The sequence below is a fragment of the Ectopseudomonas composti genome, assembly GCF_900115475.1.
GTDB classification, from domain to species: domain Bacteria; phylum Pseudomonadota; class Gammaproteobacteria; order Pseudomonadales; family Pseudomonadaceae; genus Aquipseudomonas; species Aquipseudomonas composti.
Genome location: NZ_FOWP01000004.1, coordinates 167,312 through 192,174, shown reverse-complemented (window position 1 = coordinate 192,174; position 24,863 = coordinate 167,312). Strand labels below are relative to the sequence as shown.

Here is a 24,863-nt window from a genome sequence, read left to right as displayed (position 1 = left end):
CGGCGAAATTGCTGCGAAATGTGCAACGACAGGTAGCAAAAAGCCGCCCGAAGGCGGCTTTCTGTGTGGCATCAAGCCTGCGGACGCATATGCGGGAACAGGATGACGTCGCGGATCGACGGCGAGTTGGTCAGCAGCATCACCAGACGGTCGATGCCGATGCCCTCGCCAGCGGTGGGCGGCATGCCGTATTCCAAGGCGCGGACGAAGTCGGCGTCGTAGTGCATGGCTTCGTCGTCACCGGCATCTTTCTCGGCCACCTGAGCGAGGAAGCGTTCGGCCTGGTCTTCGGCGTCATTGAGCTCGGAATAGGCGTTGGCGATCTCGCGACCACCGATGAACAGCTCGAAGCGGTCGGTGACGTTCGGGTTCTGGTCGTTGCGACGCGCCAGCGGCGACACCTCGAACGGGTACTCGGTGATGAAGTGCGGCTGCTCCAGCTTGCTCTCCACCAGTTCCTCGAAAATCATCACCTGCAGCTTGCCCAGACCTTCGTGGCCGAGCACCTTGGCGCCGGCTTTCTTGGCGATGGCGCGAGCTTTCTCGACATCGTTCAGGTCAGCTTCGCTGATATCCGGGTTGTACTTGAGGATCGAGTCGTACACCGACAGGCGCACGAACGGCTCGCCGAAGTGGAACACCTTGTCGCCGTACGGCACATCGGTGCTGCCCAGCACGGCCAGAGCCAGCTCGCGGAACAGTTCCTCGGTCAGGTCCATGTTGTCGCGGTAGTCGGCGTAGGCCTGGTAGAACTCGAGCATGGTGAACTCGGGGTTGTGCCGGGTCGAAACGCCTTCGTTACGGAAGTTGCGGTTGATCTCGAAGACCTTCTCGAAGCCACCGACCACCAGCCGCTTGAGGTACAGCTCCGGGGCGATACGCAGGAACATGGCCATGTCCAGCGCATTGTGATGCGTCTCGAACGGTTTGGCCGCCGCGCCGCCTGGGATGGTCTGCAGCATCGGGGTTTCCACTTCGAGGAAACCGCGCTCATTGAGGAAGCGGCGGATGTGGGCGATCACCTGCGAACGAACGCGGAAGGTGTCACGCACTTCTTCGTTGACGATCAGGTCGACGTAGCGCTGGCGGTAGCGCTGCTCGGTGTCGGTCAGGCCGTGGTGTTTATCCGGCAGCGGGCGCAGCGACTTGGTCAGCAGGCGCACGTTGTTCATGTGCACGTACAGGTCGCCCTTGCCGGAACGCGCCAGGGTGCCTTCGGCGGCGATGATGTCGCCCAGATCCCAGGTCTTGATCGCTTCCAGGGTTTCGGCCGGCAGGCCCTTGCGGTCGACATAGACCTGCAGGCGACCGGAAGTGTCCTGCAGCACCATAAAGGCGCCACGGTTGAGCATGATGCGCCCGGCGATCTTCACCGGGATGGCAGCGGCTTCCAGCTCTTCCTTGCTCTTGCCCTCGTACTGTTTCTGCAGGTCGGCGCACAGGCTGTCGCGGCGGAAATCGTTGGGGAAGGCAATGCCCTGCTCACGGACGGCAGCAAGCTTTTCCTTGCGCTGGGCAATCAGCTTGTTTTCTTCCTGTTGCAGTTCGTTGTGGTCGAGTTGTTGGTCGCTCATTGCGGGTCGTCCCGGTCAAATCATCATTCTGGAAAGATCGCTGCCAGGCTGAAACGGATACCTCAGCAGAGGCTGATCCGCTTCAACTTGCAACTTGTAGCTTGCGGCTGCTCTCAAAGCCCCTGCTTGAGGCTCGCCTCGAGATAACCATCGAGGTCACCGTCGAGGACTTTCTGGCAGTCGCTACGTTCGACGCCGGTACGCAGGTCCTTGATGCGCGAGTCATCGAGTACGTAGGAGCGGATCTGATGACCCCAGCCGATGTCGGACTTGGTGTCTTCCAGCGCCTGGGAAGCGGCGTTGCGCTTCTGCATTTCCTGCTCGTACAACCGGGCCCGCAGCATTTTCATGGCGGTGTCCTTGTTGGCGTGCTGGGAACGTTCGTTCTGACAGGCCACCACGGTGTTGGTCGGCACGTGGGTAATACGCACCGCCGAGTCGGTGGTGTTGACGTGCTGACCACCGGCACCGGAGGAGCGGTAGGTGTCGATGCGCAGGTCGGCCGGGTTGATCTCGATCTCGACCTTGTCGTCGATCTCGGGCGAAACGAATACCGCCGAGAACGAGGTGTGGCGACGCGCGCCGGAGTCGAACGGACTCTTGCGTACCAGACGGTGTACGCCGATCTCGGTGCGCAGCCAACCGAAGGCGTACTCGCCCTTGATATGCACGGTGGCGCCCTTGATGCCGGCGACTTCACCTTCGGACAGTTCGACGATCTCGGCACTGAAGCCGCGCTTGTCGGCCCAGCGCAGGTACATGCGCAGCAGGATGTTGGCCCAGTCCTGGGCCTCGGTGCCGCCGGAGCCTGCCTGGATGTCCAGGTAGCAGTTGTTGGCGTCCATCTCGCCACTGAACATGCGGCGGAATTCCAGCTTTTCGAGAATTTCGCGCAAGCGCTCGACTTCGGCGACGATATCGTTCACTGCGCCTTCGTCGTTCTCTTCGGCAGCCATTTCCAGCAGATCCCTGGAATCGACCAGGCTGCCGGTGAGGTCGTCGATGGTTTCGACGATCTGCGCCAGCATGGCGCGCTCACGGCCCAGGGCCTGGGCGTACTCGGGCTTGTTCCAGACGCTGGCGTCTTCCAGCTCGCGGTTTACTTCGACCAGACGATCATGCTTGTGATCGTAGTCAAAGATACCCCCGAATTGACTGGGTTCGCTCGGACAGGTCCTTGATGGCGTTGAGGATCGGATTGATTTCCATGGTAGTCGGCGCTCGCGGCAAATCGGACGGAAAAGCCAGCGATTATACCCGAGCCGACCCAGGCTGGCAGCCCACTATCGGCAGGCGATCACGGTTCAATGGATCAACGGCGCACTATACTGGTCACACAGCCTATTGCAGTGGCCTCTTCTGGAACCCCGCCATGCCCCCCTCGCAAAGTATGCGAAGCCATATCGCCCTTTTCATCGCGTTGCTGGTCTGCGCCCTCAGCTGGCTGCTGGGCACCTTGATCGGCCAGCACACCAGCCAGCAGATTCGCCAGGACGTGGGCAGCAACATGGCCGAGGTGTCCTACGCGATGGTCGATCGACTGGATCGCGACATGGCCTCGCGCGCCGCGGTGCTGAAGGTGCTCGGTAACCTGCAGGCGTTGCGTCAGCCCGATGACATCGCCGAGATAAGGCGCCTGCTCGACAGCCTGCAGAAGGAAATCCCCAGCATTGCCTGGGTCGGCTTCACCGACCCGGCAGGCCTGGTGCTGGCGTCCAGCAACGGCATACTGGAAGACGTCAGCATCGCGCAGAGGCCAGTGTACCTGGAGGGCCGCCACGGGCTGTTCATCGGCGATGTGCATGAGGCAGTCTTGCTGGCCAAGCTGCTACCCAACCCCAGCGGTGAGGCGATGAAGTTCGTCGATATCAGCCTGCCGATCATCGCTGACGATGGCAGCCTGGTCGGCGTTCTGGCCAGCCATCTGTCCTGGGCCTGGGCCGATGAGGTGCGCGAATCGATTCTAGGCCCGAGCCAGGATCGGCATCTTGTCGAGTTCTTCGTCATAGGCCAGGATCGCGGCATCCTGCTTGGCCCGCGGGAGATGATCGGCCAGAAACTGGAGCTGCCAGCCCTGAAGGGGCTGGAGCCTGGGCAGAGTCGCTGGCAGGTGCAGCAATGGCCGGATGGCAACGACTACCTCACGGGTCTGACCCTGAGCCGGGGCTACAAGGACTACCCTGGCCTGGGCTGGACGGTGGTGGCGCGGCAATCGCTTGAGGTTGCCGATGCCCCGGCGCAAAGCCTGCTGCACAGTATTTTGCTCTGGGGCAGCGGCCTGGCACTGGCGTTCGCGGTGATCGGCTGGCTGGTCAGCACCTACTTCACCCGACCACTGCGCGACATCGCCAATGCCGCGGACCGCCTGAGCGCTGGGGAAATCACCGAAATCCCCGAGTTGCGTGGCAGCCGTGAAATTCACCAGCTGAGTCAGTCCATCCGCCATCTGGTGGAAAGCCTGACCCTGCAGCAGACGGCGCTGGGCATGATGGAAAGCCTCGCCCACCACGACGCACTGACCGGCCTGCCCAACCGCATGGCTCTGGAAAAATTTCTCCCCCAGGCTCAGCAGCGCAGCCGTCTGCAGCATGGCTGCCTGGCGTTGCTCTACCTCGACCTCGACGGTTTCAAACCGGTCAATGACACCCACGGCCATACCGCCGGCGATCATCTACTACGGGAGATTGCCCAGCGCCTGCGAGGCTGCTTGCGTGACGGCGACATGGTCGCGCGCCTGGGCGGCGATGAGTTTCTGATGGTGCTGCAAGTGCCCGGGCAGGATGCGCAGCATCATGCGCGCCAGGTAGCCGAGCGCGCCATCGCCGCCCTCGGCCAGCCGGTGCTGCTGGAGGTGGGCGAGGTACGCATCGGCTGCAGTGTCGGCGGCGCACTTTGGCCTGTGGATCACATCGAGCTCAGCGCCGTCTTGCAACTGGCCGACGAAGCGCTCTACAGGGCCAAGTACGGTGGGCGCAACCGCGCCGTGTTCCACAACAGCCAGGAAACCGATCTCAGTTGAGCGCCCCCTCGGCTACCGCAGTCGCTTGCCGCTGACGCTGTGCGTCCTCGGCGATCATCTGCGCAGCCTTTTCGGCAATCATCAGCACCGGTGAGCAGGTGTTACCCGAGGTGATGCTCGGCATGATCGACGCATCGACCACGCGCAAACCCGTGATGCCATGCACACACAGGCGCGCATCGACCACCGCCTCACGCCCTTGCCCCATCGCGCAGGTACCCACCGGATGGAAGATGGTGGTGCCGATCTCGCCCGCAGCGCGCTGCAGGTCTTCCTCACTGCGATAGTCCGGGCCGGGCTTGTACTCCTGCGGGCGGTAACCAGCCAATGCAGGCGCGGCGACGATACGCCGGGTCAGACGAATGGCATCAGCGGCCACATGCAAATCCCGTTCGTCACTGAGGTAGTTGGGGCGGATCAGCGGGGCAACGCTGGCATCGACCGAAGCGATCTCGACGCTGCCACGGCTGTACGGGCGCAGGTTGCACACCGAGGCGGTGAAGGCCGGGAAGTCGTGCAAGGGCTCACCAAAGCGCTCCAGCGACAAGGGCTGTACGTGATACTGCAGGTTGGCGCGCGCCTGGCCAGGGTCGGACTTGGCGAAGGCGCCGAGCTGACTGGGCGCCATCGACAAAGGGCCGCTGCGTTTAAGCAGGTATTCCAGGCCCATGCCCAGCTTGCCCCAGGGCGTGGCCGCGATGCGATTGAGCGTCTTCACGCCCTCGACCCGGTAGATCAGGCGCAGCTGCAGGTGATCCTGCAGATTCCCACCGACACCTGGCAGCTCGTGCCTGACGCCGATCCCCAGCTTTTCGAGCAGCGGCCGAGGGCCAATGCCGGAACGCTGCAGCAACGCCGGCGAACCGATGGCACCGGCGCACAGGATGATCTCGCGGCGCGCCGTGACACGCTGCATACGCCCCTGACAACGCAGGTGCAGCGCACTGGCGCGGCCCTCGGCCAGCTCCAGTCGTTCGGCTTCGGCGCCCGTCAGTACATGCAGATTGGGGCGCTGGCGGATCTCACGCAAAAACGCCTTGGACGCATTCCAGCGCACCCCGCGTTTCTGGTTGACCTGAAAGTAGCTGCAGCCTTCGTTGTCCCCAGCGTTGAAATCATCGACGCTGGCGATACCACTTTGCGCCGCTGCTTCGCGAAAGGCCTCGAGAATCTCCCAGGACAATCGCTGCCTCTCCACCCGCCACTCGCCGTCACCGCCGTGCACCTCGCTCGTGCCGGCGAAGTGACTCTCCGAACGTTTGAACAATGGCAACACATCACGCCAGGCCCAGCCCGGATTGCCCGCAGCATCCCAGCCGTCGTAGTCAGCGGCCTGACCGCGCATGTAGATCATGCCGTTGATCGAGGAGCTACCGCCAAGCACACGGCCACGCGGGTATTTCAGCGAACGCCCATGCAGACCGGGATCGGCCTCGGTGTTGTAACACCAGTCGGTGCGCGGATTGCCGATGCAGTAGAGGTAACCGACAGGGATATGAATCCAGGGATAGTTGTCGCGCCCACCCGCTTCGATCAGCAGCACGCTGACGCCAGGGTCGGCGGAAAGCCGATTGGCCAGCAGGCAGCCGGCGGGGCCGGCACCAACGATCAGGTAGTCATAAGCATCCAGAGGCGGTTGCGACATAAGCATCCTCGCGCGTCGTTCTTGTAGTTGGCCAACAGCCTAAAACAAGCCGGGCACGAGGATGAATGATCTTTTGGTCTGAGAGCTGAGCCCTCAGACGCGCTGCAGCTCGACACGCACCTGGGCCTCCAGCTCGCTCTTCAGCGCGGGCGCCAACTGCAGCTGGCGTGCCAGTTCTTCGAGGTAGGCGCGCTCCATGAAATGTTCTTCGTCCACCATCAGCACACTGGCCAGGTACATTTCCGCGGCCATTTCCGGTGTGCTGGCGGCACGCGCGACATCGGCCGGGTCCAGCGGTTTGTTCAGCTCGGTATGCAGCCAGCTCTGCAGCTCGGCATCCTGCGCCAGCTTGCCCAGCTCCTCTTCGATCAGTTGGCGCTCACGTTCGTCAACGTGGCCGTCAGCCTTGGCTGCCGCCACCAACGCTTTGAGAATGGCACGACTGTGCTGCTCGGCTTGCGGAGCCGGCAACCGATCCAGAGTTTGCGGCTCGACCGGCTGCGCGCCTCCCTGCTGAGCTTGCTGCGCCTGCCAGTTGCCGTAGGCCTTGTAGGCCATCACCCCGAGCGCAGCCAAACCACCATAAATGGCCACCTTGCCACCTACCTTGCGCACACGTTTGTTGCCCAGCAGCATGGCCAGCGCAGCACCGCCACCGGCTCCCTTGAGCATCGAGCCCAGATCGCTACCACCAGCCTTGCCTGCGCCACCGCCAAGCAGACCGCCCAGCGCTCCACCAAGCCCGGAAGAGGCGCCGCCAGCGCCTTTCTGTTGCAGCATCTCCTGGCCAGATTTGAGCAGTTGATCGAGCAAGCCACGTGTGTTCATGAAGAAATTCCTCTTGCGCAAATGCTCTCGATTCTATGCCTGCCCTTATAGAGCGTCGGCAAGCAGATCAATTCCAGATGTTGCCTGTATCCCCCCTCTGCACGGTCAGGCTTTCGATGAAAAAGAACGAGGAAGAACACATTCGATAAACCATAATGGGCAAAACTGTCAGAACCTCTCAATGCCATGATGACCCTGCGCCAGATTCGCCATTTCATCGCCGTTGCCGAGACAGGCTCGATATCTGCGGCGGCTCAAGCTGTATTCATTTCCCAGTCGACACTGACCCAGGCGATTCAGCAACTGGAGGAAGAAATCAGCGTTACCCTGTTCAACCGCCACGCCAAGGGGATGAGCCTCACTCACCAGGGCCACCAGTTCCTGCGGCAGGCACACCTCATTCTCGCCACGGTGGAAAACGCCAAGCGCAGCCTGCAGCAAAGCACATCCCAGGTTAAAGGCCAGCTCACCATCGGCGTGACGAGTCTGGTGGCCGGCTACTACCTGGCCGACCTGATCACGCGATTTCAGCACGCCTATCCCAATGTGCATACCCGCGTTATCGAAGACGAGCGCCCCTATATCGAACATCTGCTGGTCGCCGGGGAGATTGATGTCGGTGTACTGATCCTCTCCAACCTCGAAGATCGCCATGCCTTGCAGACCGAAGTGCTGACGCACTCTCCGCACCGCCTTTGGCTACCACCGCGTCACCCACTACTGGATCGAGACAGCATCACCCTGGCCGATGTAGCCAGCGAACCACTGATCCAGCTCAACGCCGATGAAATGGGCCTGCACACCCAGCGCATCTGGCATCGTGCCTGTCTAACTCCTCGCGTCAGCCTGCGCACGGCCTCGGTGGAAGCCGTACGTAGCCTGGTTGCGGCGGGTCTCGGCCTGTCCATTCAACCTGACATGACCTATCGCCCCTGGTCATTGGAGGGCGACATCATCGAGGCCCGCCCGCTGGCGGATCTGAACGAGCCACTTGAGGTCGGGCTGGCCTGGCGCAGGGGCACGGCACGACCGGTACTGGTCGATCCATTCCTGACGCTGGCACGGGCACAGCCGACAAATCGCAAGGTTTCGATTTAATCGAACGCTACTTTCAATATTTAGAATTTGTGAAGCCAACTGTCGGACTCTAGTCTCGCTTTCGTGAATACAGGCGCTCCGACATACGAGGAGACGTCATGCAGAACGACACGAGAAAAAGAAGAAGTCCGAGAATGTCCGCGAGCCTCCCGCCCCTGCAAAGTGCTCAGCTGATCGATGGCCAACTGGTCAGCGGTGAGGGTTTCGTCGAGCCGATCATCAATCCGGCCACTGGCGACGTTCTGATCAGCATTGCCGAAGCCTCGCTGGAACAACTGGAACAGGCCGTACTGGCCGCCAATAATGCTTTTCCTGCCTGGTCACGCACCACGCCCGCCCAACGTTCAGGCCTTCTCCTGGCGATTGCCGAGGCAATCGAAAGCAACGCCGAACTGCTTGCCCGCCTGGAATCACTCAACTGCGGCAAGCCGCTGCATCTGGCACGCCGGGACGATATTCCGGCCACAGCTGATGTATTTCGCTTTTTCGCAGGCGCCGTGCGCTGCCAACAGGGCCAGCTCGCCGGCGAATACATTCCCGGCCACACCAGCATGGTCAGGCGTGACCCGGTCGGCGTGATCGCCTCCATAGCACCGTGGAACTACCCGCTAATGATGGCCGCCTGGAAAATCGCCCCCGCTCTCGCGGCCGGCAATACCCTGGTGTTCAAACCATCCGAACACACTCCGCTGTCCATTCTCGCGCTGGCGCCGGTACTGGCGCAGATTCTTCCACCGGGCGTGCTGAACATCGTCTGTGGCAGCGGCGAAGGTGTCGGCAGCCAGTTGGTCGGCCACCCGAAGGTACGTATGGTGTCACTGACCGGCGACATCATCACCGGGCAGAAAATCCTCCAGAGCGCATCGCGCACGCTCAAGCGCACCCACTTGGAGCTGGGCGGCAAGGCGCCCGTCATCGTCTGCGATGACGCCGATCTCGATGCCGTGGTTGAGGGCATCCGTACCCATGGTTTCTACAACGCCGGGCAGGACTGCACCTCGGCTTGCCGCATCTATGCCGAGAAAGGCATCCATGACCGCCTGACCACTGCACTGGGCGATGCGATAGGCAACATCCGTTTCGCGCGCAAGAAGGACAGCGACAACGAAATGGGGCCACTGATCAGCACCCGCCAACGCGACCGGGTGGCCAGTTTCGTCGAACGCGCGCTTGGCCTACCCCATATAGAGCGGGTTACCGGCGCTGCCATGCACTCCGGCCCCGGCTTCTACTATCAGCCTACGCTGCTCGCGGGTTGCCGCCAGCAGGACGAGATCGTCCAACGCGAAGTGTTCGGCCCGGTCGTGACCATCACCCGCGTGGAAGACCCACGCCAGGCCCTGGAATGGGCCAACGACTCCGAATATGCGCTGGCCAGCTCGGTCTGGACGCGGGATCTGGACAAGGCCTTCCAGTTGGCCAATCGCCTGCAGTACGGCTGCACCTGGATCAACACCCATTTCATGCTGGCCAGCGAAATGCCTCATGGCGGACTCAAGCGCTCCGGCTATGGCAAGGATCTGTCCAGCGACTCACTGCAGGATTACAGCGTGGTGCGCCACATCATGGCCCGCCACAAACCACTCTGAGGCTCAAGGATCGGCCCACAAAATAACCATAACGAGGTCAGCCGACTTAGCCGGCCACTGACATACCTGCCACCAACAAAAATCGTCAGCGCATCTGCGAGCAAGAGGTATCCATCATGCAGTTCCAGTTTCTGTTACCCACCCGAATAGTCATGGAGCCCGGCCTGCGTGCACGCACCGGCGAGCATTTGGCCGAGCTTGGCCTGCGCCATGTTCTGCTGATCACCGATCCAGGAGTCAAACGGGCCGGCCTGCTGGAAAACATTTACCAGAGCCTGGATGCAGCCGGCATCCGCTATGCCGAAGTGGCCGACGTCAAACCCAATCCGCGCGCCGAGGATGTCAATCGGGTCGCCGAGCAGTTCCGCGGTCAAGGCATCGATGGCCTGCTGGCAGTCGGCGGCGGCAGCGCCATGGATGCCGCCAAGGCTATCGCGGTGCTGCTCACCCATCCTGGCAAGGTCGAAGACTATGAGGGCGCGTTCCAGCTGCAAGGCCCTGCCCTGCCTGTAGTGGCCATTCCGACCACTGCCGGAACAGGCAGCGAAGTCACCTTCTTCTCGGTCATCACCGATACCAAACGCCAGTTCAAGATGAGCCTGCTGGACTACCGCATCGGCCCGGTGCTGGCGCTGCTCGACTCGGACATCACCACGACGCTGCCGCCGGCCATCGCCGCAGCGACCGGCATGGATGCCCTGACTCACGCCATCGAAGCCTATACCGGTAAGCCGGCGAACCCCATCAGTGACGGGCTGGCCCTGCATGCCATCCGCCTGATTGCGCGCTATCTCAAACCCGCCGTGCAGGAACCGGACAATCTCGAAGCCCGCGAGCAGATGCTGATCGCCAGCCTGATCGCTGGCATGGCTTTCGGTAACGCTGACATCGCCAGCGTGCACTGCATTTCCGAGGCGATCGGCGGCATGTACGACACACCGCATGGCGTCGGCAACGCCATCTTCCTGCCGTTCGTCTTTGCCCATAACCGCGATGCCGACCTACGCCGCCATGCCGATGTCGCCTATGCCCTTGGCATCGACCCGACGCTGGCTCCAGCAGCCGCTGCCGAAGCGGCGGTGGAACACCTGTTCGCCATGAGTCGTGAGCTGAAGATCCCTCGCTTCAAGGAAGTTGCCGGTGTACGTGAAGAGGACTTTCTGGCTATCGCCGAAAAATCCAAGAGCAACATTTCCGACAGCAGCAACGCCAAGCCCATGAACGTCGATAGCTACCTGGCGATCATCCGCCAGGCTTACCAATACTGATCGAGGCACGGACATGACATCCACTTCATTGAACAGAACCCTCGGTTTCTGGCGGGCCTTCGCCACCTGCACCGGGCTTGTCGTTGCGGGCACCACCATGGTGTCCCTCGGCTACAGCATGGGCCTGGTCGGCCCAGCCTTCATGGTTAGCGCGCTGATCGCGATGTTCGTCAGCATCCTGGTCTCCTTCTCCTATGCCGAGCTGTCATCATTCATGCCCGGCGCCGGCATGATCGGTGACTACACATTGATTGCCATGGGCCCCTTCATGGCCATCGTCAGTGTGCTGGGTGGCTACATCGTGCTGGTCTCCGCGGCCGGCGCAATGGAGTCGATCACGGCCGGGCTGGCAGTGCAGAGCCTGTTCCCATCGATCAGTGCAACCCTCGTTGCCATCACCATGCTGGTGCTGTTCCTGCTGGTCAACCTGGTTGGCGTTGGCGTATTCGGCTCGGTTCAGGTTTTCATCACTGGATCGATGATCATCGGCACCTCGATCATGGGGCTGCTCGGTCTGATGAGCATCGGCACCGTGAGTGAAATCCAGAGCGTGCCCTTCAACCCGAAAGGCTGGGAGGTGGTATTCCAATCTCTGGCCCTGGGCATCTGGTTATTCGTCGGCATCGAGTATGTCGCCCCCATGGCCGAGGAGGTGATCGAGCCCGAGAAGACCATCCCCAAAGCCATGATCTTCGGCCTGCTGACCATCTTCGTGGCGGACATGCTGTTTGGTCAGGCGATTGCCCATTACGTGCCGCTGAATATTCTCGAAAGCTCCACCGCACCACAGGTTGAAGGCGCCCGGGCGATGTTTGGCCATATCGGCGCGGTCTTCATCGTAATGATCACAGTGCTGGCCAGCGCCAGCTCGGTCAGCTCCCACCTCGCCGCCGTTCCGCGCATGCTTTACGGCCTGGCTCGCGAAGGTCTGCTGCCCAAGGCCTTCACCTATGTACACCCACAGTTCCGGACGCCCTGGGTCGGCATCATCGCGGTGTTCGCACTGCTGTGCATTCCCTTCCTGCTGAGCATCGACATGGATCTGATCGCCACCCTGATCCTGGCATCCTGCGTAACCTGGCTGCTGTCCTACGTGATCGCCCAGATCAACGTGATCATCCTGCGTCGCCGCTACCCCGACATCAAACGGCCGTTCCGTACCCCGCTGTTCCCGCTGCCGCAGATCATCGGTATCGCCGCCTGCCTGTACATGATTCTGACCATCCACCCCGAGACGGAAATGAAGCTGCGCATCTATGCGATCTCCGGCGGTTTCATGCTGTTGATCGTGACCTATGCCATCTGCTGGCTGCGTTACAAGCGCATTCCACTGTTCCGCCCGGTACCTCTGGAGCAGTTGTATGAGCTGACTTCAGCTGAAGCCGATCAGGCACGCAGCACTCCTTCGCCTGCAAAAGCGCTGGAACAATGCTGAGATGAACATCTTCGGCAACGTAGAGCGCCGTGCACAGCAGGCCTTTCGGCATCTGTGCACGCAGTTCGGGCACGCCCCCTCTGCAGAAGACCCTTTGCAGGCACTGGACGAACAAGTCGGTATCGAACGGCGCCTGGACTACTACGTCCGCCGCCAGTTCTTCAGCCGTATCTACAAGCTGGATGTGCGTTACGCACTGAACATGAGCACGGTGCCAGAAGGCCGAGCCAAGTGGGTAAAGGGCCGCCACTGGAAGAGCGACCAGACAGCTCTGGCGGCCTGGTTGAACCAGTCTCCCGAGCTGACCGAAAGCTTGCGCAACCTGGATACCGAGCAGGTCGAGCTGAGCAGTGAACAGGGGCAGGTGAACCTGCGTGTACGCCCACTGCCTGGCTGCTTCGTATGGACGCTGCTACCGCCGATGCACTACTTCGTGCGCATGAAGGAAAACGAAGTGGCTCTGATCTCCGGGCTACCTGCGCTGCTGCAAGCCAGGTGCTGACCGCCCCCAGAGCGACTTAACGAAGAACATCCGGCCGGCATCTGTACTGACAGCGCCGGCCCTGTAACGAGGCCAATAACATGCAAATCAAACTCTTGATAAATGGCCAACTGGTCGCTGGAGAAGGTGACGTTCAAACCATCTTCAACCCCTCGCTGGGTAGCGCCCTGATGGAAATTCCAGAGGCCAGCATCGCCCAGGTTGATGCTGCCGTACTCGCAGCGGACGCGGCGTTCGAAGGCTGGTCGCAAACCACTCCAGGGCAGCGCTCGGCGCTGCTGCTGGCACTGGCCGATGCTATCGATGCCAATGCCGAGCAACTGGCCCGCCTGGAATCACAGAACTGCGGTAAACCTTATAACGCTGCGCTCAATGATGAACTGCCGGCCGTCGCCGACGTATTCCGTTTCTTTGCCGGCGCGGCGCGTTGCCTGCAGGGTTCAGCGGCCGGTGAGTACCTGCCAGGGCACACTTCGATGATCCGTCGCGATCCGGTTGGCGTGGTCGCCTCCATCGCGCCCTGGAACTACCCGCTGATGATGCTCGCCTGGAAGCTCGCCCCGGCACTGGCCGCTGGTAACACAGTCGTGCTCAAACCCTCGGAGCAGACGCCATTGACCGCTCTGCACCTGGGCCAGCTGCTGGCCGAGATTTTCCCAGCTGGCGTCGTCAACATCGTATTCGGCCGTGGCCCCAGTGTCGGTGAACCGCTGACCAGCCACCCCAAAGTGCGCATGGTTTCTCTGACCGGCTCGGTGAACACCGGCAGCCGCATCATCGCCGGCACCGCTGACAGCGTGAAGCGGATGCACATGGAGTTGGGTGGCAAGGCACCGGTCATCATCTTCGACGATGCCGATGTAGACGCCGCAGTAGAAGGCATCCGCAGCTTTGGTTTCTACAATGCCGGCCAGGACTGCACCGCCGCCTGCCGTATCTACGCCCATCGTGATATCTACGAGCGCTTCGTCAGCAAACTCGGCGAGGCAGTAAGCACGCTCAAGCTGGGTCTGCAGGACGAAGAAGGCGTCGAACTCGGCCCACTGATCACCGAGCAGCATCTGCAGCGCGTCGAAGGTTTCGTCGAGCGGGCCAAGGCCCAACCCCACATCCAAGTCGTCACCGGGGGTAAACGAGCCGATAGAGCGGGTTACTTCTTCAAGCCCACCGTATTAGCCGGAGCCCGCCAGGATGACGAGATCGTCCAGCGAGAGGTGTTCGGCCCGGTCGTGTCGGTCACCCGCTTCGACGACGAAGCTCAGGTGCTGTCCTGGGCCAACGACTCCAGCTACGGCCTCGCCTCATCGGTATGGACGCGTGATGTGGGTCGTGCCCATCGCCTGGCCGCCCGGTTGCAGTACGGCTGCACCTGGGTCAACACCCACTTCATGCTGGTCAGCGAGATGCCCCATGGCGGCGTAAAGCTCTCGGGTTATGGCAAGGACATGTCCATGTATGGCCTGGAAGACTACACCGTCATTCGCCACGTCATGTTCAAGCACTGATCAGCAATTGTCCGGCACGGGGCAACCACCCCGTGCTTGACAGCCTCGGACTCGACCCCGCACCATCGCCGAACGATTCAGGCAACGGGCCTTCCATGTACGCCACCTTCGACACTCTGCCACTGCTTCCAGGCTTCACTGCCTGCCAGTGCGCGTGCGTCGTCGTTGCCAAGAAATCCAAGAAACAGTCGCTCATTTGACCGGGGCGCTGTCCCGTCAGATGGGCTGACAGGACAAGCGCCAGGTTGTATCTCCCCTTCCGCTCGATTCCCGCATCCTCCCTGACGGCGACCAGACGGTCAGTCTCAAGGAGTTCTGCATGTCCAATTTTCAGGGTATCTGGGTGGCGCTGGTCACCCCTTTTCGTAACGGTGAGATCGATTTCGCCAGTCTCGATCGTCTGCTGAGCAAGCTGCTGGAAGATGGGGTCGCCGGCTTTGTGGTCTGCGGCACCACCGGTGAGGCTGCAGCGCTCAGCCATAGTGAGCAACTCGCCGTGCTGGATGCCGTGCTTCAGTTGGTACCCCCAGACCGAGTGATCATGGGCCTGGCCGGTAACCAACTGAGCGCCCTGCTCGACCTGCAACGGGAAATCCAGCGCCGCCCGCTGGCCGGCCTACTGGTGCCGGCACCTTACTACATCCGTCCCACCCAGGCCGGGCTGGAGCACTTCTTCACCACGCTGGCAGATGCAGCCGAGGTGCCGCTGGTGCTCTACGACATTCCCTATCGCACCGGAATATGTATCGAGCGCGACACGCTGCGCCGCATCGTCAGCCATTCCAATATCCAGGCCATCAAGGACTGCGCGGGGGATGCCGAAACTACCATGACGCTGATCGCCGAAGGCCAGGTGCAGGTGCTGGCCGGCGAGGACACGCAGATATTCAACACCCTGTGCCTGGGTGGCGCCGGTGCTATCTCGGCATCGGCACATATCCGCGCCGATCTGTACGTGCGCATGCAGCAGTGTGTGGCCGGCGGTGATCTGCAGGGTGCCCGTCAGTTGCACTACCAGTTGCTGCCCTGGATGCAGGCCGCCTTTGCCGAAGCCAACCCATCAGCGATCAAGGCAGCGCTGGCACTTCAGGGCCTGATCGGCGAAGAAACGAGGGCACCACTGCTGCCCTGCACGGCGGCAACACGCGAGCGACTGCGGGAGGTGCTGGCCAGGCTTACGTGCTAGCGCGGAGCGATGTGCGCCACCATCAGCTGCACGGTCTCGTTACCGCGGAACTCGTTGAGGTCGAGCTTGTACGCCAGCTCGGCCCAGCGCAGCGTGGGGTTGGGCCAGACGTCGCGGTCGATGTTGAAGGCGATGCCGTCGAGCTGCACGCTGCCGCACTCGGTCTTGAGCACCAGCTTCAGGTGGCGCTCACCGACGATGCGCTGATTGACGATCTGAAACACGCCATGGAACAGCGGCTCAGGGAAATGCTGGCCCCAGGGGCCGGCGTTGCGCAGGGCACGGGCCAGTTCCAGGTGGAATTCGGTGGCGTCGAGCTGGCCATCGGACAGCAGTCGACCGGTCAGGTCGTCCTCGCACAACTGGCGGCGTACCTCGGCGTCGAAGGCGACGGAGAACGCACCGAAATTCTCCTGCGGTAGCGACAGGCCAGCGGCCATGGCATGCCCGCCGAACTTGCTGATCAGCCCCGGATGCTTGGCGGCCACGGCGTCCAGCGCATCACGGATATGCAGCCCCGGCACCGAACGCGCCGAGCCCTTGAGCAGCCCATCACCGGCATCGGCGAAGGCGATGGCCGGGCGGTGGTAACGCTCCTTCAGGCGCGAGGCGAGGATGCCGATCACGCCCTGGTGCCAGTCCGGTTCGAACAGGCACAGGCCGAACGGCATGTCGTCCAGGGACAGGTCCTTGAGCTGGGCCAGCGCCTCGCGCTGCATGCCTTGCTCGATGGCCTTGCGATCCTGATTGAGCTGGTCGAGCTGCACCGCCATATCGCGGGCGAGCGCCTCGTCGTCGCAGAGCAGGCATTCGATGCCCAAACTCATGTCGTCAAGACGACCGGCGGCATTCAAGCGTGGACCGAGGATGAAGCCCAGATCGGTGGAAGTGATACGCCGATGATCACGCCCAGCCACTTCGAGAATCGCCCGCAGCCCCGGCCGCGCACGACCGGCACGAATCCGCGCCAGGCCCTGATGCACCAGAATGCGGTTGTTGGCATCCAGCGGCACCACGTCGGCGACGCTGCCCAGCGCCACCAGATCGAGCAGCTCACCCAAGTTCGGCTCCGTGCGGCTGGCGAACCAGCCGGTCTCGCGTAGGCGAGCGCGCAGCGCCAGCAACACGTAAAACATCACGCCAACGCCGGCCATGGCCTTGCTCGGAAAGTCGCAACCTGGCTGATTGGGATTGACGATGGCATCGGCCGCCGGCAATTCCGGCCCAGGCAGGTGGTGATCGGTGACCAACACCGTCAAACCTGCTGCCTTGGCTGCAGCCACGCCATCGACGCTGGAAATGCCGTTGTCCACGGTGAGCAGCAGATCGGGCTGGCGTTCGAGAGCCACGGCTACGATCTCCGGGGTCAGACCGTAGCCATACTCGAAGCGGTTCGGCACCAGGTAATCGACGTGCGCCGCACCGAGCAGGCGCAGACCGAGCACGCCGACCGTACTGGCGGTGGCGCCGTCGGCGTCGAAGTCGCCAACGATGAGGATGCGCTGACGCTGCGCCAGCGCCTCGACCAGCAACTCGACCGCAGCATCGATACCCTTGAGCTGCTGGTACGGGATCAACCGCGCCAGGCCCTTGTCCAGCTCCTCGACGGACTGCACGCCACGGGCGGCGTAAAGACGGGTCAACAACGGCGGCAGGTTGCCCAGGTCAGGCAGTTGTGCGGGTAAGGGTCGGGCTTCGATACGCATCTTGAGTCTTTTCGTGTAGGGCGGGTGCAACCCGCCACGGGTGATCTGGCGGGTTGCACCCGCCCTACGGCTTCAGCGCTCGCCAGCCAGCCACTCAATGGGGATCTCGTGCTGGCCGCGCTCGTCGGTGACGAACAGCTCGCCATCGCTGATCATCACGCTCCAGTTCAGCGAACGTGGCATGTCCAGCGCCAGATCGGCCAGTGCCTCCTGGCCAAGAGCGACCACATTGATGTTCTTCAGCGTACGCACTGGATCAAGGCATTTGCCCTGCCATACGCGCAGGTTGCCGTAGGCCACCAGGCTGAACTTCTCGGTGCGCCGCGAACACCAGGTGATGCGCTCGCTGTCAGGCTGGCCCACTTCGATCCAGTGCAGCACCCGATCATCCAGGCTCTTCTCCCACAGCGCCGGCTCATCGACATCCGACAGACCGCGACCGAACGCCAGTTGCTCGTGGTAGAACAGCGCATAGGCGATCAGCCGCGCAGCCAGGCGCTCTTCGGTCTCAGAGGGATGCCGGGCGACGGTGAAACGCAGGTTTTCATAAACGCTGCGATCCATGTCGGTGAGGTTCAGTTCGATCTTGTAGGTGGTCGATGGCAGGGCCATGGCGGGCTTCTTGACTGGTCGAAAGAGCGCAAGTCTACCGCGAAAGCATGGCCCCCGCCGACCTTCAGCAGGTCATGCGGCTGACCTTCAGTTGCTCATCGGTGTAATCGATGATCGCTTGCAAGCTGCTCAAATCGAGATGCAGACGGCAGTAGTGTTCACCATGGCGCCAGGCCAGCAGCAGTTGATCGTCAGCTGAATAATTCAGCTCGAAGCGACCATCAAAGGCCGGGTGCTGGCAACGAAACCGCATCAGCGCCAGCAAGCGCTGCACCAGCGGTTGCTGCAAGGCCTGCTCGGCCTCCTCCAGGCTGTAGTAATGGCGGTTGACGTCGCGCGCCTCGCCGGTCTGCTCGAGCAGATCGAAATCGTTGCAACCGCCCAACAGGCCAACATAGTAGACCTGCGGGATACCGGGCACGAAGAACTGCAGCGCACGTGCGGCGATGTAAGCCTCGTCGTTACGCATCAATGCCTCGTAGAAGGTGCAGGTCAGCTGATAGATGGCACCGACGCTGTGCACGTTCACCGCCGAGCGGCGCATGATGGGGTCGGCGCTGCGTGTCGAGACCTCGTCTATCAGATACTGGATCTGCGCCTCAGGCAGCATGCCTTCGACATCCGGGATACAGATGCCGTCATGGGTATCGAGCACGGTGATCTGGTTGCGCGGGCACATGCGCAACCAGTTCTTCAGGTAGCGGCTGCTGCCACTGAGCAATGCGTGCAATACCAGAGGCGGCAGGGCGAAGCCGTAGGGGCGCATGTGCCGCCGTGAGATGGCGTACTGGTAGCTGATGTGGTCATGCACCTCCGGCAGCATCTCAGCCTCGTACTTGGCCCCGGTTTCGCGGAACCACTCGAGGATGCGGTACACGTTCGGCTCCACCAGAAAGCAGCTGGTGCCGATACGCTTGGTGGTGTAGCCAAAGGCATCCAGACGGAACAGCTTGACCCCGCGTGCAGCGAGAAAGGCCATGTACTGTTCCATCAGTTGGTAGGTTTTCGGCGAATCGTAATTGAGGTCGATCTGTCGCTCGGTGAAGGTGCACCAGACCCTACAGCTCTCGCCATTGGCCAGGCGTACCTCGCGAAACGGCTCCTTTTCCTTGCGGATATGGATCTTGGCCAGATCGTCATGGGTGATTTCGCCGAAGCTGTCTACCTGAACGAACAGATCGGCGTAGGGCGAATCCTGACCGTGGGCCACAAAATCCAGAAACTCCGGTGACTCGTCCGCGATGTGACTGATCACCAGATCGACGCACAGATCGAAGCGTGCGGAGATGCGCTCGACATCCGCCCAGTCGCCGTAGCGCGGATCCACCTCCATGTGGGTAAGCGGCGAGAAGCCGCCATCGGCATTGGACGGATACAGCGGCAGGATATGCACCCCGCCCAGGGCATCCCCCAGGTGCCGATCCAGGAATTGGTGGAGTTCCCCCAGGTTGCGCCCCAGGCGGTCGGGATAGGTAATCAGTTGAACAGCGTTGCGCAGTGTCATGAGCCCCCCGGCACATTGATGGTCTATCAGAAGACCTAGGCCACCCTCGTTTCGTTCGTCAAGCCATCCCGCGAGATTAGCTTGCCACGCTCCCCGCTGCCGGGAACATGCGCCTCACCCTCAAACCGGTTGGCAAATGCTGTGCAATGCGGTTGTAAGCCGGCCTGACAATCCGTATAAAACGCCTCGGCCTAGCATGAGCAACAGGCCGGCCGGGGATCGTTAGCTGATAAGGAAGTCGTCGTGGAGCTGTTCGTTGGAGTCATCGCTGTCGTCGTTATTCTGTTCGTTCTTCACGTGTCCCATGCGCCTGAAGAACCCAAACTCGAGCTGCAGGGCGGCACAGCTCGCCTCACCCCCACCGAGGCCACTCAACTCAACCGCATATTCGTGCTGCAAGGCAGCGCCCCCGACCTCGCCCTGCAGCTGGCCGCACAGCTTTGGGGCGACGCCTGGCAACTCGCCCACGTCTCACTCTGCTCAAGATTGATGCTGCTGGATCGCGAAGAAGAGGCGCTTGAGCTGCTCTGGAAACTTGACTCCGCTTACCGTGAGCAGGCCCTGCAGACGATGCTGCAGGAGTTGGTGAACAGAGGCGATACCGACAAGGCTCTCCAGCTGCAGAAACGTTTCGACGTTACCGCTTCCAAGTCACCGCTGACGCACAGCACGCTGCTATTGGCCGAGGGTAAAACGCAAGAGGCTCGCAAAGCACTGGATGCCCTGGACCTGAATCTGCAGATCAGTGAAGGGCAACTGCTGGATCTCGCTCGCCTGCGACAGGCGTGTGACCAGCCAGAGCAGGCCGATGAAGTACTGGCCAGGGTCGAGACACAGCTCGACAGCAATAACGAACCCGATTTCAGCTGGCGCCCACTGCTGCAAACACTGGCCGACCTGCAACGCTATCCACACCTGCTGCAACTTGCCCAGCGCAGCGATCTGCCCGGATACAGCATCGTGGAGCTGCTGGCGGCCCACGGACGCTATGACGAGGCATTGGAACTGCTTGCTGCGACAGACATCTCGAAAACCTACCTGATCGATGCGCCGCAGCTCTTCGAGCATTTCATCAAGGCCCAGCGTCCCGAGCTCTTGCAGCGCCTGCTTGCAACGCAGAAGGACGGTCTGACGTCGCAACTGCTGCAGTGCCATGTCAGCTGGCATGCACGACGTGGCGACATCACCCAGGCCCAGCAACTACTGGATCGAGAAATGCAGCGCCTGGATGCCTCGGTCCAGCACTGGCTGGTATTGAGCCTGGCCGAGGAGCACGCGCAGAGCAACGCGTCATGGGCGACCAGCCTGCGGCGCCAGGCCGAGCGCCTACACGCCGGCGAACAAGGCAAGGCCTCATGGCCAGGCATGCGCCTTGATCATCTGCAGCACCTGCTACGTGAGCAAGCCAGTCGCGCGCCTGCTCAGCGCGACACCTGGTCGTTGCGCAATTTCCTCGAAGAGGCCGAACGGCTGCACGCCGAACTCGACCCCGAGGACAGCCTGAGCGAACGCATCCTCTACAGCCAGCTACTGGATAAGCTGGGTCAACCCACGGCGGCCAGGGATCTACTGCTGCAGCTGCGCCAGCAACTGGAGACAGACGAGGATATCGCGCCAGAAGACGCGCGGTATCACTACAACGAAATCATGCAGGCTCTGATCGACATGGGCGAGCTCGAGCAAGCCAGGGACATGTTGACCCGCGAGCTTGTCGATGACGACATGAAGCAGCCGCTGATGACGGCTTATCTCGATGCCGGTCTGCTGGAAGAGGCGCTCGCCTGCATCGACCTGCACACGCTGATCGGCAGCTGTGGCACCTCCAACCTGCAGCACCTGCACCACTCCATCGCGGCGCTGAAGGAGACGGATGCGCAACGCTATCAGCGCCTGCAAACGCAACTGCAGGAGTGTCTGAACGACGACCAGTCCTGGCGCAGCTGGGGGCAAATTCACATCCAGGGAGTGGGATGAATAACTCTCAGAGCCGGTCCAGCACCGCCTGTAGCGCCTGCTCCGGCGCCTCGTGCCAGAGGCCAAAACTCAGCGGCAAGGTTTCCAGCCCTGCCCGCGCCAGCACCAGATAGCGTTCCAGTTCGAGGAAGCCCTCGCCCTCCCCCGGAAAGCCGATCAGGTCGATAGCCAGGCATTTGTCACCACGGCGGCAGAACAGATCCAGTATCTGTCCGGCCACTGGATAGTGGCTCCACACGCTGACACCCTGCCCTTCGAGCGCCTGACACAGGTTCTGGCGGGCGACTTCCACGGCCCCCGCCTGCCCACTCACAGCAGGCTTGTGCAGGAATTCCAGGTAGCGGCGCAACAGATGCGTGGCGGGCAGTTGGCGCTCGTCGCCGCTGAACAGCAACAACTGGCGCTCGCGGGCACGGGTGACGGCGACATTGAACAGATCGGCACGATTGAGGTAGCTGGCTGCCTGACTGGAATCGCGGTCGATGGCGAAGCTGAGGATCATCAGGTCGCGTTCTTCGCCCTGAAAGCCATACGGCGTATCCACCAGCAGACGGAATTCTCGCAGTTGCTCCAGCGGCAGCGTTTCGCCCATGCGCGTACGGATGCGCTCGACCTGATCGCGAAACGGTGACAGCACACCGATGCTCGGCTTGAGCGGACTGCCGCGATATTCGGCCAAATGCGCCGCAACCAACTCCAGCACCCGCTCCACTTCCGCCTCATTGACACCGTTGCGTCCGCGCTGCCCTTCGATGCGCAGCAACTGCAGGCTGTCGCAGACCTCACCGCCCGGGCGCTCCTTCATCACTCGCAGGCGCTGATCGTAGAACAGCTCATTGCTGAAGCGGATCAGCGCTGGACGGCTGCGAAAGTGCTCGTCGAGAAACACCACCGCCTCTTGGCTGGCCAGTTGCAGACCGACCAGATCGAGCACGCTGTTGTCACGGTAGCTCCAGGCCTCGCGCTCCTCGGTCTGCAGGCCGGCGCGTTGCAACAACTGCGTTTCGCGCACGCGGGAGAGAAAGGAGATGTGCCGCAACTGACGCGCATCACCGGTCACCACCGCGCGCTTGCAGCGCTGAAAGGCCGGTAGCGCCGAGGCGATGTCGCACTGGGTAGCCTCGTCCATGACCATCACGTCGAACAGCTCAGGGCGCAATGGCAGCAGGCGATGCAATTCGTCCAGGGTCACCACCCAGATCGGGAAGGCGGCCAACAGGCGCGCCGGGTCGATGTCCTCGAACAGGGCCAACTGGCGCTGTGAATTGCGCGCACGGATGGCCTGGTTATAACGCACGAACAGCGCACGGTCGCTGACCAATAGGCGCTTGAGTGCCAGGCTGCGATGGCTGTTCAGATGCTCGCGACTGAGAAGCTGGCGGCGCTGCTGGCAATCACGCAACTCGTCGAGCAACGCCCAGGGGCGCACGCTGCTGCCGATACGGTTGCGCACCCAGGGCACCTGCAGCCAGCGTTGCCAGAAGGCCAGGCTGCCGCGCTCGGCGCGTAGCAGCAGGCGGCTCCAGCGTATGGCCTGCTCGCAGCGCTTGCGAAAGTCCGTCGACAGGCGCAGCTCAGCCTGCGTCAGCACTTCGAGTTCGCTGCGCTGGCGTACCTCGAACTGCTCGGAGACGTCGGAAATCTCGCCTTGCAACAGCCGCTCCAGACGTTCGCGCAGGGACTGGCGCAGGCTCTGACCATCACCTTCGAGCACGCCGTCACGCAGACCGAAATCCTCGCGCAGCTTGTGCGCGATCACTCGCACCGCCTGGGCGCTGCGACTGACCAGCAGCACGCTCTCACCCTGCAGGTAGCGATCCAGCGCCAGGGCCGCCAGGCTGTAGCTTTTGCCGGTACCTGGTGGACCGGAAATCTGGCTCAGTGGATAACGTGCGGCATTTTCCAAGGCTCGGCACTGGGCCGTACTGAGCTGAGCAGGCAGGCGCTGCGGCGTGCTGGTCGAGCCGGCCTGCCGCACAGGCGGTGTCTCTCCCAGTAGCTGCAACAAAGCGGGCGACAGGCGCTTGGCCTCCTGCAACAGCTGCAACTCATGGGCGATACCACGGCTACCGCTGCCGCGCGGCACCAGCGCAACGAAGGCCCCTGCCTGCAGCGACAAACTGCGACGGCGCTGGGCCTTGGCCAACGCCTCATCACCCATCAATTGCGGGAACCCTGCTGCCTCGCTGACCTCACGCACCTGTGTATTGCGTGCCACCCAGGCGAGCAACTGTCCCAGCGAGGCAGCATCCAGTATTGCCGACGGCAGTGGCAGGCCATCGAGGCTATCGTTGCCGCTTTCATCGAATAGGCGGCGCAACAGACGCCAGTTGCCATGCACCTGCTGCGGGTCGATGGCGAGCAAGTGACTCTGCCCATCCGCCGTTGGTTGCAGGCTCGCTTCGTAGTAGAACAACGGACCGCAAATCGCCTGTGAGGCGCCGGTTTCCAGCTGCAGACGACCGCAGATTGGCAACACGCCATAGACCAGTTGCAGTTCACGCTGATACAGCGCCTGGGCCTCGGCCAGCGCACTCCCCAGCTCGGCCGACAACGGCAATAGCGGCACGCCGCCACTGGCCAGCTCCTCGCGACCATCGAGCCATGCCCAGCGATTGGCGGGTAGCTTGCCGAGGTTATCCAGGTCCAGGTCGCGACTGTTGGCCAGATAGCAACTGCGATAGAAGCCGAGGAGCTGGTGGGAGTGAGGATGGGTCATCAGTTGCCTGCGTAACGTGCCCAGAGCGCTTCGAATTCACGACTGTAAGTCGCCAGCAATTGCGGATGGTCAATCACCAGCAGGTTTTCCTCGTTGCTGGTGCTGGCACTGCGCGTCCAGTTGAAACTGCCGTTGAGCAGCAGGCGGCCATCGAACAGGGCGAATTTGTGGTGCATGTGATAGGGCCCCGCATCGATGCGCAGCGGCACGCCTTTGTCACGCAGCCACTGGATATCACTACCGACATCGAACTGCTTTTCGTTGTCGCTGATCACCCGTACGGCGATGCCGCGCTCATGGCAGGCGAGTATCTCCTCGCTGAGCTGATCGTCGGAGATGGTGTAGACGCAGATATCCACGCTCTTGCGTGCCTGGCGGCACAGCTCGCGGATCTTGCGCCGGCAGCTCTCGCCCGGACTGAAGTGCGCGCTGGCGTGCTCCACACGCGGCGCGCTGCCGACGCTGTCGAGGGTCTTGATCACCTGTTCCAGCCACTTCAGCGCCGGCTCGACGTTCTCCGGCTCACGCATCAATTCACGGGCCAGAGCGAAGGCGCGGTTGCGCATGAAACGCACCTGATCGCTGCTCAATTCACTGCCCAGCTGGCGCAGCTCGTCACGCTCCTCATTGCTCAGGCGCAAGTCGACCAGGCTGTCACGCAGTTGCTGATCGAGGCGGTTGAAATCCATATAAAGTCCC

18 protein-coding genes are annotated in these 24,863 nt (G+C 62.1%); 9 read left to right on the top strand and 9 right to left on the bottom strand.

Annotated elements, in window-relative coordinates; all coding sequences use genetic code 11:
* Positions 1 to 71: 71 nt before the first annotated feature.
* Positions 72 to 1,574 (bottom strand): lysine--tRNA ligase, encoded by a 1,503-nt coding sequence (lysS, locus tag BM059_RS09330; protein WP_074938173.1) that lies wholly within the window; start codon positions 1,572 to 1,574, stop codon positions 72 to 74.
* A 113-nt stretch (positions 1,575 to 1,687) separates the two neighbouring features.
* Positions 1,688 to 2,783, bottom strand: a protein-coding gene (gene prfB, locus BM059_RS09325) for a peptide chain release factor 2 (protein ID WP_122950757.1) whose coding sequence is annotated in 2 segments (ribosomal slippage) — positions 1,688 to 2,710 and positions 2,712 to 2,783 — 1,095 coding nt in all. Because the reading frame shifts where the segments join, the coding sequence is not laid out codon by codon here.
* Between the two features lie 163 nt (positions 2,784 to 2,946).
* Between prfB and BM059_RS09320 the strand changes: the two genes are divergently transcribed.
* Positions 2,947 to 4,593 (top strand): GGDEF domain-containing protein, encoded by a 1,647-nt coding sequence (locus tag BM059_RS09320; protein ID WP_074938172.1) that lies wholly within the window; start codon positions 2,947 to 2,949, stop codon positions 4,591 to 4,593.
* On the opposite strand, the gene BM059_RS09315 is transcribed toward BM059_RS09320, so the two are convergent.
* Positions 4,586 to 6,238: a GMC family oxidoreductase gene (locus tag BM059_RS09315; protein ID WP_074938170.1), complete on the bottom strand. Its 1,653-nt coding sequence runs from the start codon at positions 6,236 to 6,238 to the stop codon at positions 4,586 to 4,588. The genes BM059_RS09320 and BM059_RS09315 overlap by 8 nt on opposite strands.
* Before the next feature lie 93 nt (positions 6,239 to 6,331).
* Positions 6,332 to 7,066: a tellurite resistance TerB family protein gene (locus BM059_RS09310; protein WP_074938168.1), complete on the bottom strand. Its 735-nt coding sequence runs from the start codon at positions 7,064 to 7,066 to the stop codon at positions 6,332 to 6,334.
* 186 nt (positions 7,067 to 7,252) lie between these two features.
* Here BM059_RS09310 and BM059_RS09305 point away from each other — a divergent pair, with 186 nt between their 5' ends.
* The 7 genes from BM059_RS09305 (at position 7,253) to dapA (ending at position 15,649) form a co-directional block, all read left to right on the top strand.
* Positions 7,253 to 8,164 (top strand): LysR family transcriptional regulator, encoded by a 912-nt coding sequence (locus tag BM059_RS09305; RefSeq protein WP_074938167.1) that lies wholly within the window; start codon positions 7,253 to 7,255, stop codon positions 8,162 to 8,164.
* A 134-nt stretch (positions 8,165 to 8,298) separates the two neighbouring features.
* Positions 8,299 to 9,753, top strand: coding sequence for a gamma-aminobutyraldehyde dehydrogenase (locus BM059_RS09300; protein ID WP_074938165.1), 1,455 nt, complete (start codon positions 8,299 to 8,301; stop codon positions 9,751 to 9,753).
* A 116-nt stretch (positions 9,754 to 9,869) separates the two neighbouring features.
* Positions 9,870 to 11,021, top strand: a complete 1,152-nt coding sequence (locus tag BM059_RS09295; RefSeq protein WP_037003091.1) for an iron-containing alcohol dehydrogenase — start codon at positions 9,870 to 9,872, stop codon at positions 11,019 to 11,021.
* Positions 11,022 to 11,034: 13 nt separating this feature from the next.
* Entirely contained in the window at positions 11,035 to 12,456 is a 1,422-nt protein-coding gene (locus BM059_RS09290) for an APC family permease (RefSeq protein ID WP_051563959.1), read from the top strand.
* 1 nt (position 12,457) lies between these two features.
* Positions 12,458 to 12,958: a DUF3156 family protein gene (locus tag BM059_RS09285; protein ID WP_037003090.1), complete on the top strand. Its 501-nt coding sequence runs from the start codon at positions 12,458 to 12,460 to the stop codon at positions 12,956 to 12,958.
* Positions 12,959 to 13,038: 80 nt separating this feature from the next.
* Entirely contained in the window at positions 13,039 to 14,463 is a 1,425-nt protein-coding gene (locus BM059_RS09280; RefSeq protein ID WP_037003089.1) for a gamma-aminobutyraldehyde dehydrogenase, read from the top strand.
* Positions 14,464 to 14,782: 319 nt separating this feature from the next.
* A complete protein-coding gene (gene dapA / locus BM059_RS09275) occupies positions 14,783 to 15,649 on the top strand; it encodes a 4-hydroxy-tetrahydrodipicolinate synthase (protein WP_074938164.1) in 867 nt (288 codons plus the stop codon).
* Here the strand turns inward: dapA and recJ are convergent.
* The 3 genes from recJ to gtfA all read right to left on the bottom strand — a co-directional run bounded on the left by recJ (position 15,646) and on the right by gtfA (position 19,471).
* Positions 15,646 to 17,355 carry a single-stranded-DNA-specific exonuclease RecJ gene (gene recJ / locus BM059_RS09270; protein WP_074938162.1) on the bottom strand — a complete coding sequence of 570 codons (1,710 nt, stop codon included), beginning with the start codon at positions 17,353 to 17,355 and terminating at the stop codon, positions 15,646 to 15,648. The genes dapA and recJ overlap by 4 nt on opposite strands.
* A 72-nt stretch (positions 17,356 to 17,427) precedes the next feature.
* Complete coding sequence (locus BM059_RS09265) at positions 17,428 to 17,967, bottom strand: YaeQ family protein (RefSeq protein WP_037003086.1); 540 nt, start codon at positions 17,965 to 17,967, stop codon at positions 17,428 to 17,430.
* A gap of 64 nt (positions 17,968 to 18,031) precedes the next feature.
* On the bottom strand, positions 18,032 to 19,471 hold the full coding sequence (gene gtfA, locus BM059_RS09260) for a sucrose phosphorylase (protein WP_074938161.1): 1,440 nt from the start codon (positions 19,469 to 19,471) through the stop codon (positions 18,032 to 18,034).
* A gap of 243 nt (positions 19,472 to 19,714) precedes the next feature.
* Here gtfA and BM059_RS09250 point away from each other — a divergent pair, with 243 nt between their 5' ends.
* Positions 19,715 to 21,445 carry a tetratricopeptide repeat protein gene (locus BM059_RS09250; RefSeq protein ID WP_139220717.1) on the top strand — a complete coding sequence of 577 codons (1,731 nt, stop codon included), beginning with the start codon at positions 19,715 to 19,717 and terminating at the stop codon, positions 21,443 to 21,445.
* A gap of 7 nt (positions 21,446 to 21,452) precedes the next feature.
* On the opposite strand, the gene BM059_RS09245 is transcribed toward BM059_RS09250, so the two are convergent.
* Complete coding sequence (locus BM059_RS09245; protein WP_074938156.1) at positions 21,453 to 24,164, bottom strand: DEAD/DEAH box helicase; 2,712 nt, start codon at positions 24,162 to 24,164, stop codon at positions 21,453 to 21,455.
* Entirely contained in the window at positions 24,164 to 24,853 is a 690-nt protein-coding gene (locus BM059_RS09240; RefSeq protein ID WP_074938154.1) for a phospholipase D-like domain-containing protein, read from the bottom strand. The genes BM059_RS09245 and BM059_RS09240 overlap by 1 nt, the downstream gene beginning before the upstream one ends.
* Positions 24,854 to 24,863: the final 10 nt, after the last annotated feature.

Excerpts from the sequence above, each read along its gene's own strand:
- BM059_RS09285 (WP_037003090.1), top strand. The coding sequence starts at position 12,458 with ATGAACATCTTCGGCAACGTAGAGCGCCGTGCACAGCAGGCCTTTCGG.
- BM059_RS09290 (WP_051563959.1), top strand. The coding sequence starts at position 11,035 with ATGACATCCACTTCATTGAACAGAACCCTCGGTTTCTGGCGGGCCTTC.
- BM059_RS09320 (WP_074938172.1), top strand. The coding sequence starts at position 2,947 with ATGCCCCCCTCGCAAAGTATGCGAAGCCATATCGCCCTTTTCATCGCG.
- BM059_RS09265 (WP_037003086.1), bottom strand. The coding sequence starts at position 17,967 with ATGGCCCTGCCATCGACCACCTACAAGATCGAACTGAACCTCACCGAC.
- BM059_RS09240 (WP_074938154.1), bottom strand. The coding sequence starts at position 24,853 with ATGGATTTCAACCGCCTCGATCAGCAACTGCGTGACAGCCTGGTCGAC.
- BM059_RS09295 (WP_037003091.1), top strand. The coding sequence starts at position 9,870 with ATGCAGTTCCAGTTTCTGTTACCCACCCGAATAGTCATGGAGCCCGGC.
- BM059_RS09315 (WP_074938170.1), bottom strand. The coding sequence starts at position 6,238 with ATGTCGCAACCGCCTCTGGATGCTTATGACTACCTGATCGTTGGTGCC.
- BM059_RS09305 (WP_074938167.1), top strand. The coding sequence starts at position 7,253 with ATGATGACCCTGCGCCAGATTCGCCATTTCATCGCCGTTGCCGAGACA.
- BM059_RS09310 (WP_074938168.1), bottom strand. The coding sequence starts at position 7,066 with ATGAACACACGTGGCTTGCTCGATCAACTGCTCAAATCTGGCCAGGAG.
- BM059_RS09280 (WP_037003089.1), top strand. The coding sequence starts at position 13,039 with ATGCAAATCAAACTCTTGATAAATGGCCAACTGGTCGCTGGAGAAGGT.
- dapA (WP_074938164.1), top strand. The coding sequence starts at position 14,783 with ATGTCCAATTTTCAGGGTATCTGGGTGGCGCTGGTCACCCCTTTTCGT.
- lysS (WP_074938173.1), bottom strand. The coding sequence starts at position 1,574 with ATGAGCGACCAACAACTCGACCACAACGAACTGCAACAGGAAGAAAAC.
- recJ (WP_074938162.1), bottom strand. The coding sequence starts at position 17,355 with ATGCGTATCGAAGCCCGACCCTTACCCGCACAACTGCCTGACCTGGGC.
- BM059_RS09245 (WP_074938156.1), bottom strand. The coding sequence starts at position 24,164 with ATGACCCATCCTCACTCCCACCAGCTCCTCGGCTTCTATCGCAGTTGC.
- BM059_RS09300 (WP_074938165.1), top strand. The coding sequence starts at position 8,299 with ATGTCCGCGAGCCTCCCGCCCCTGCAAAGTGCTCAGCTGATCGATGGC.
- gtfA (WP_074938161.1), bottom strand. The coding sequence starts at position 19,471 with ATGACACTGCGCAACGCTGTTCAACTGATTACCTATCCCGACCGCCTG.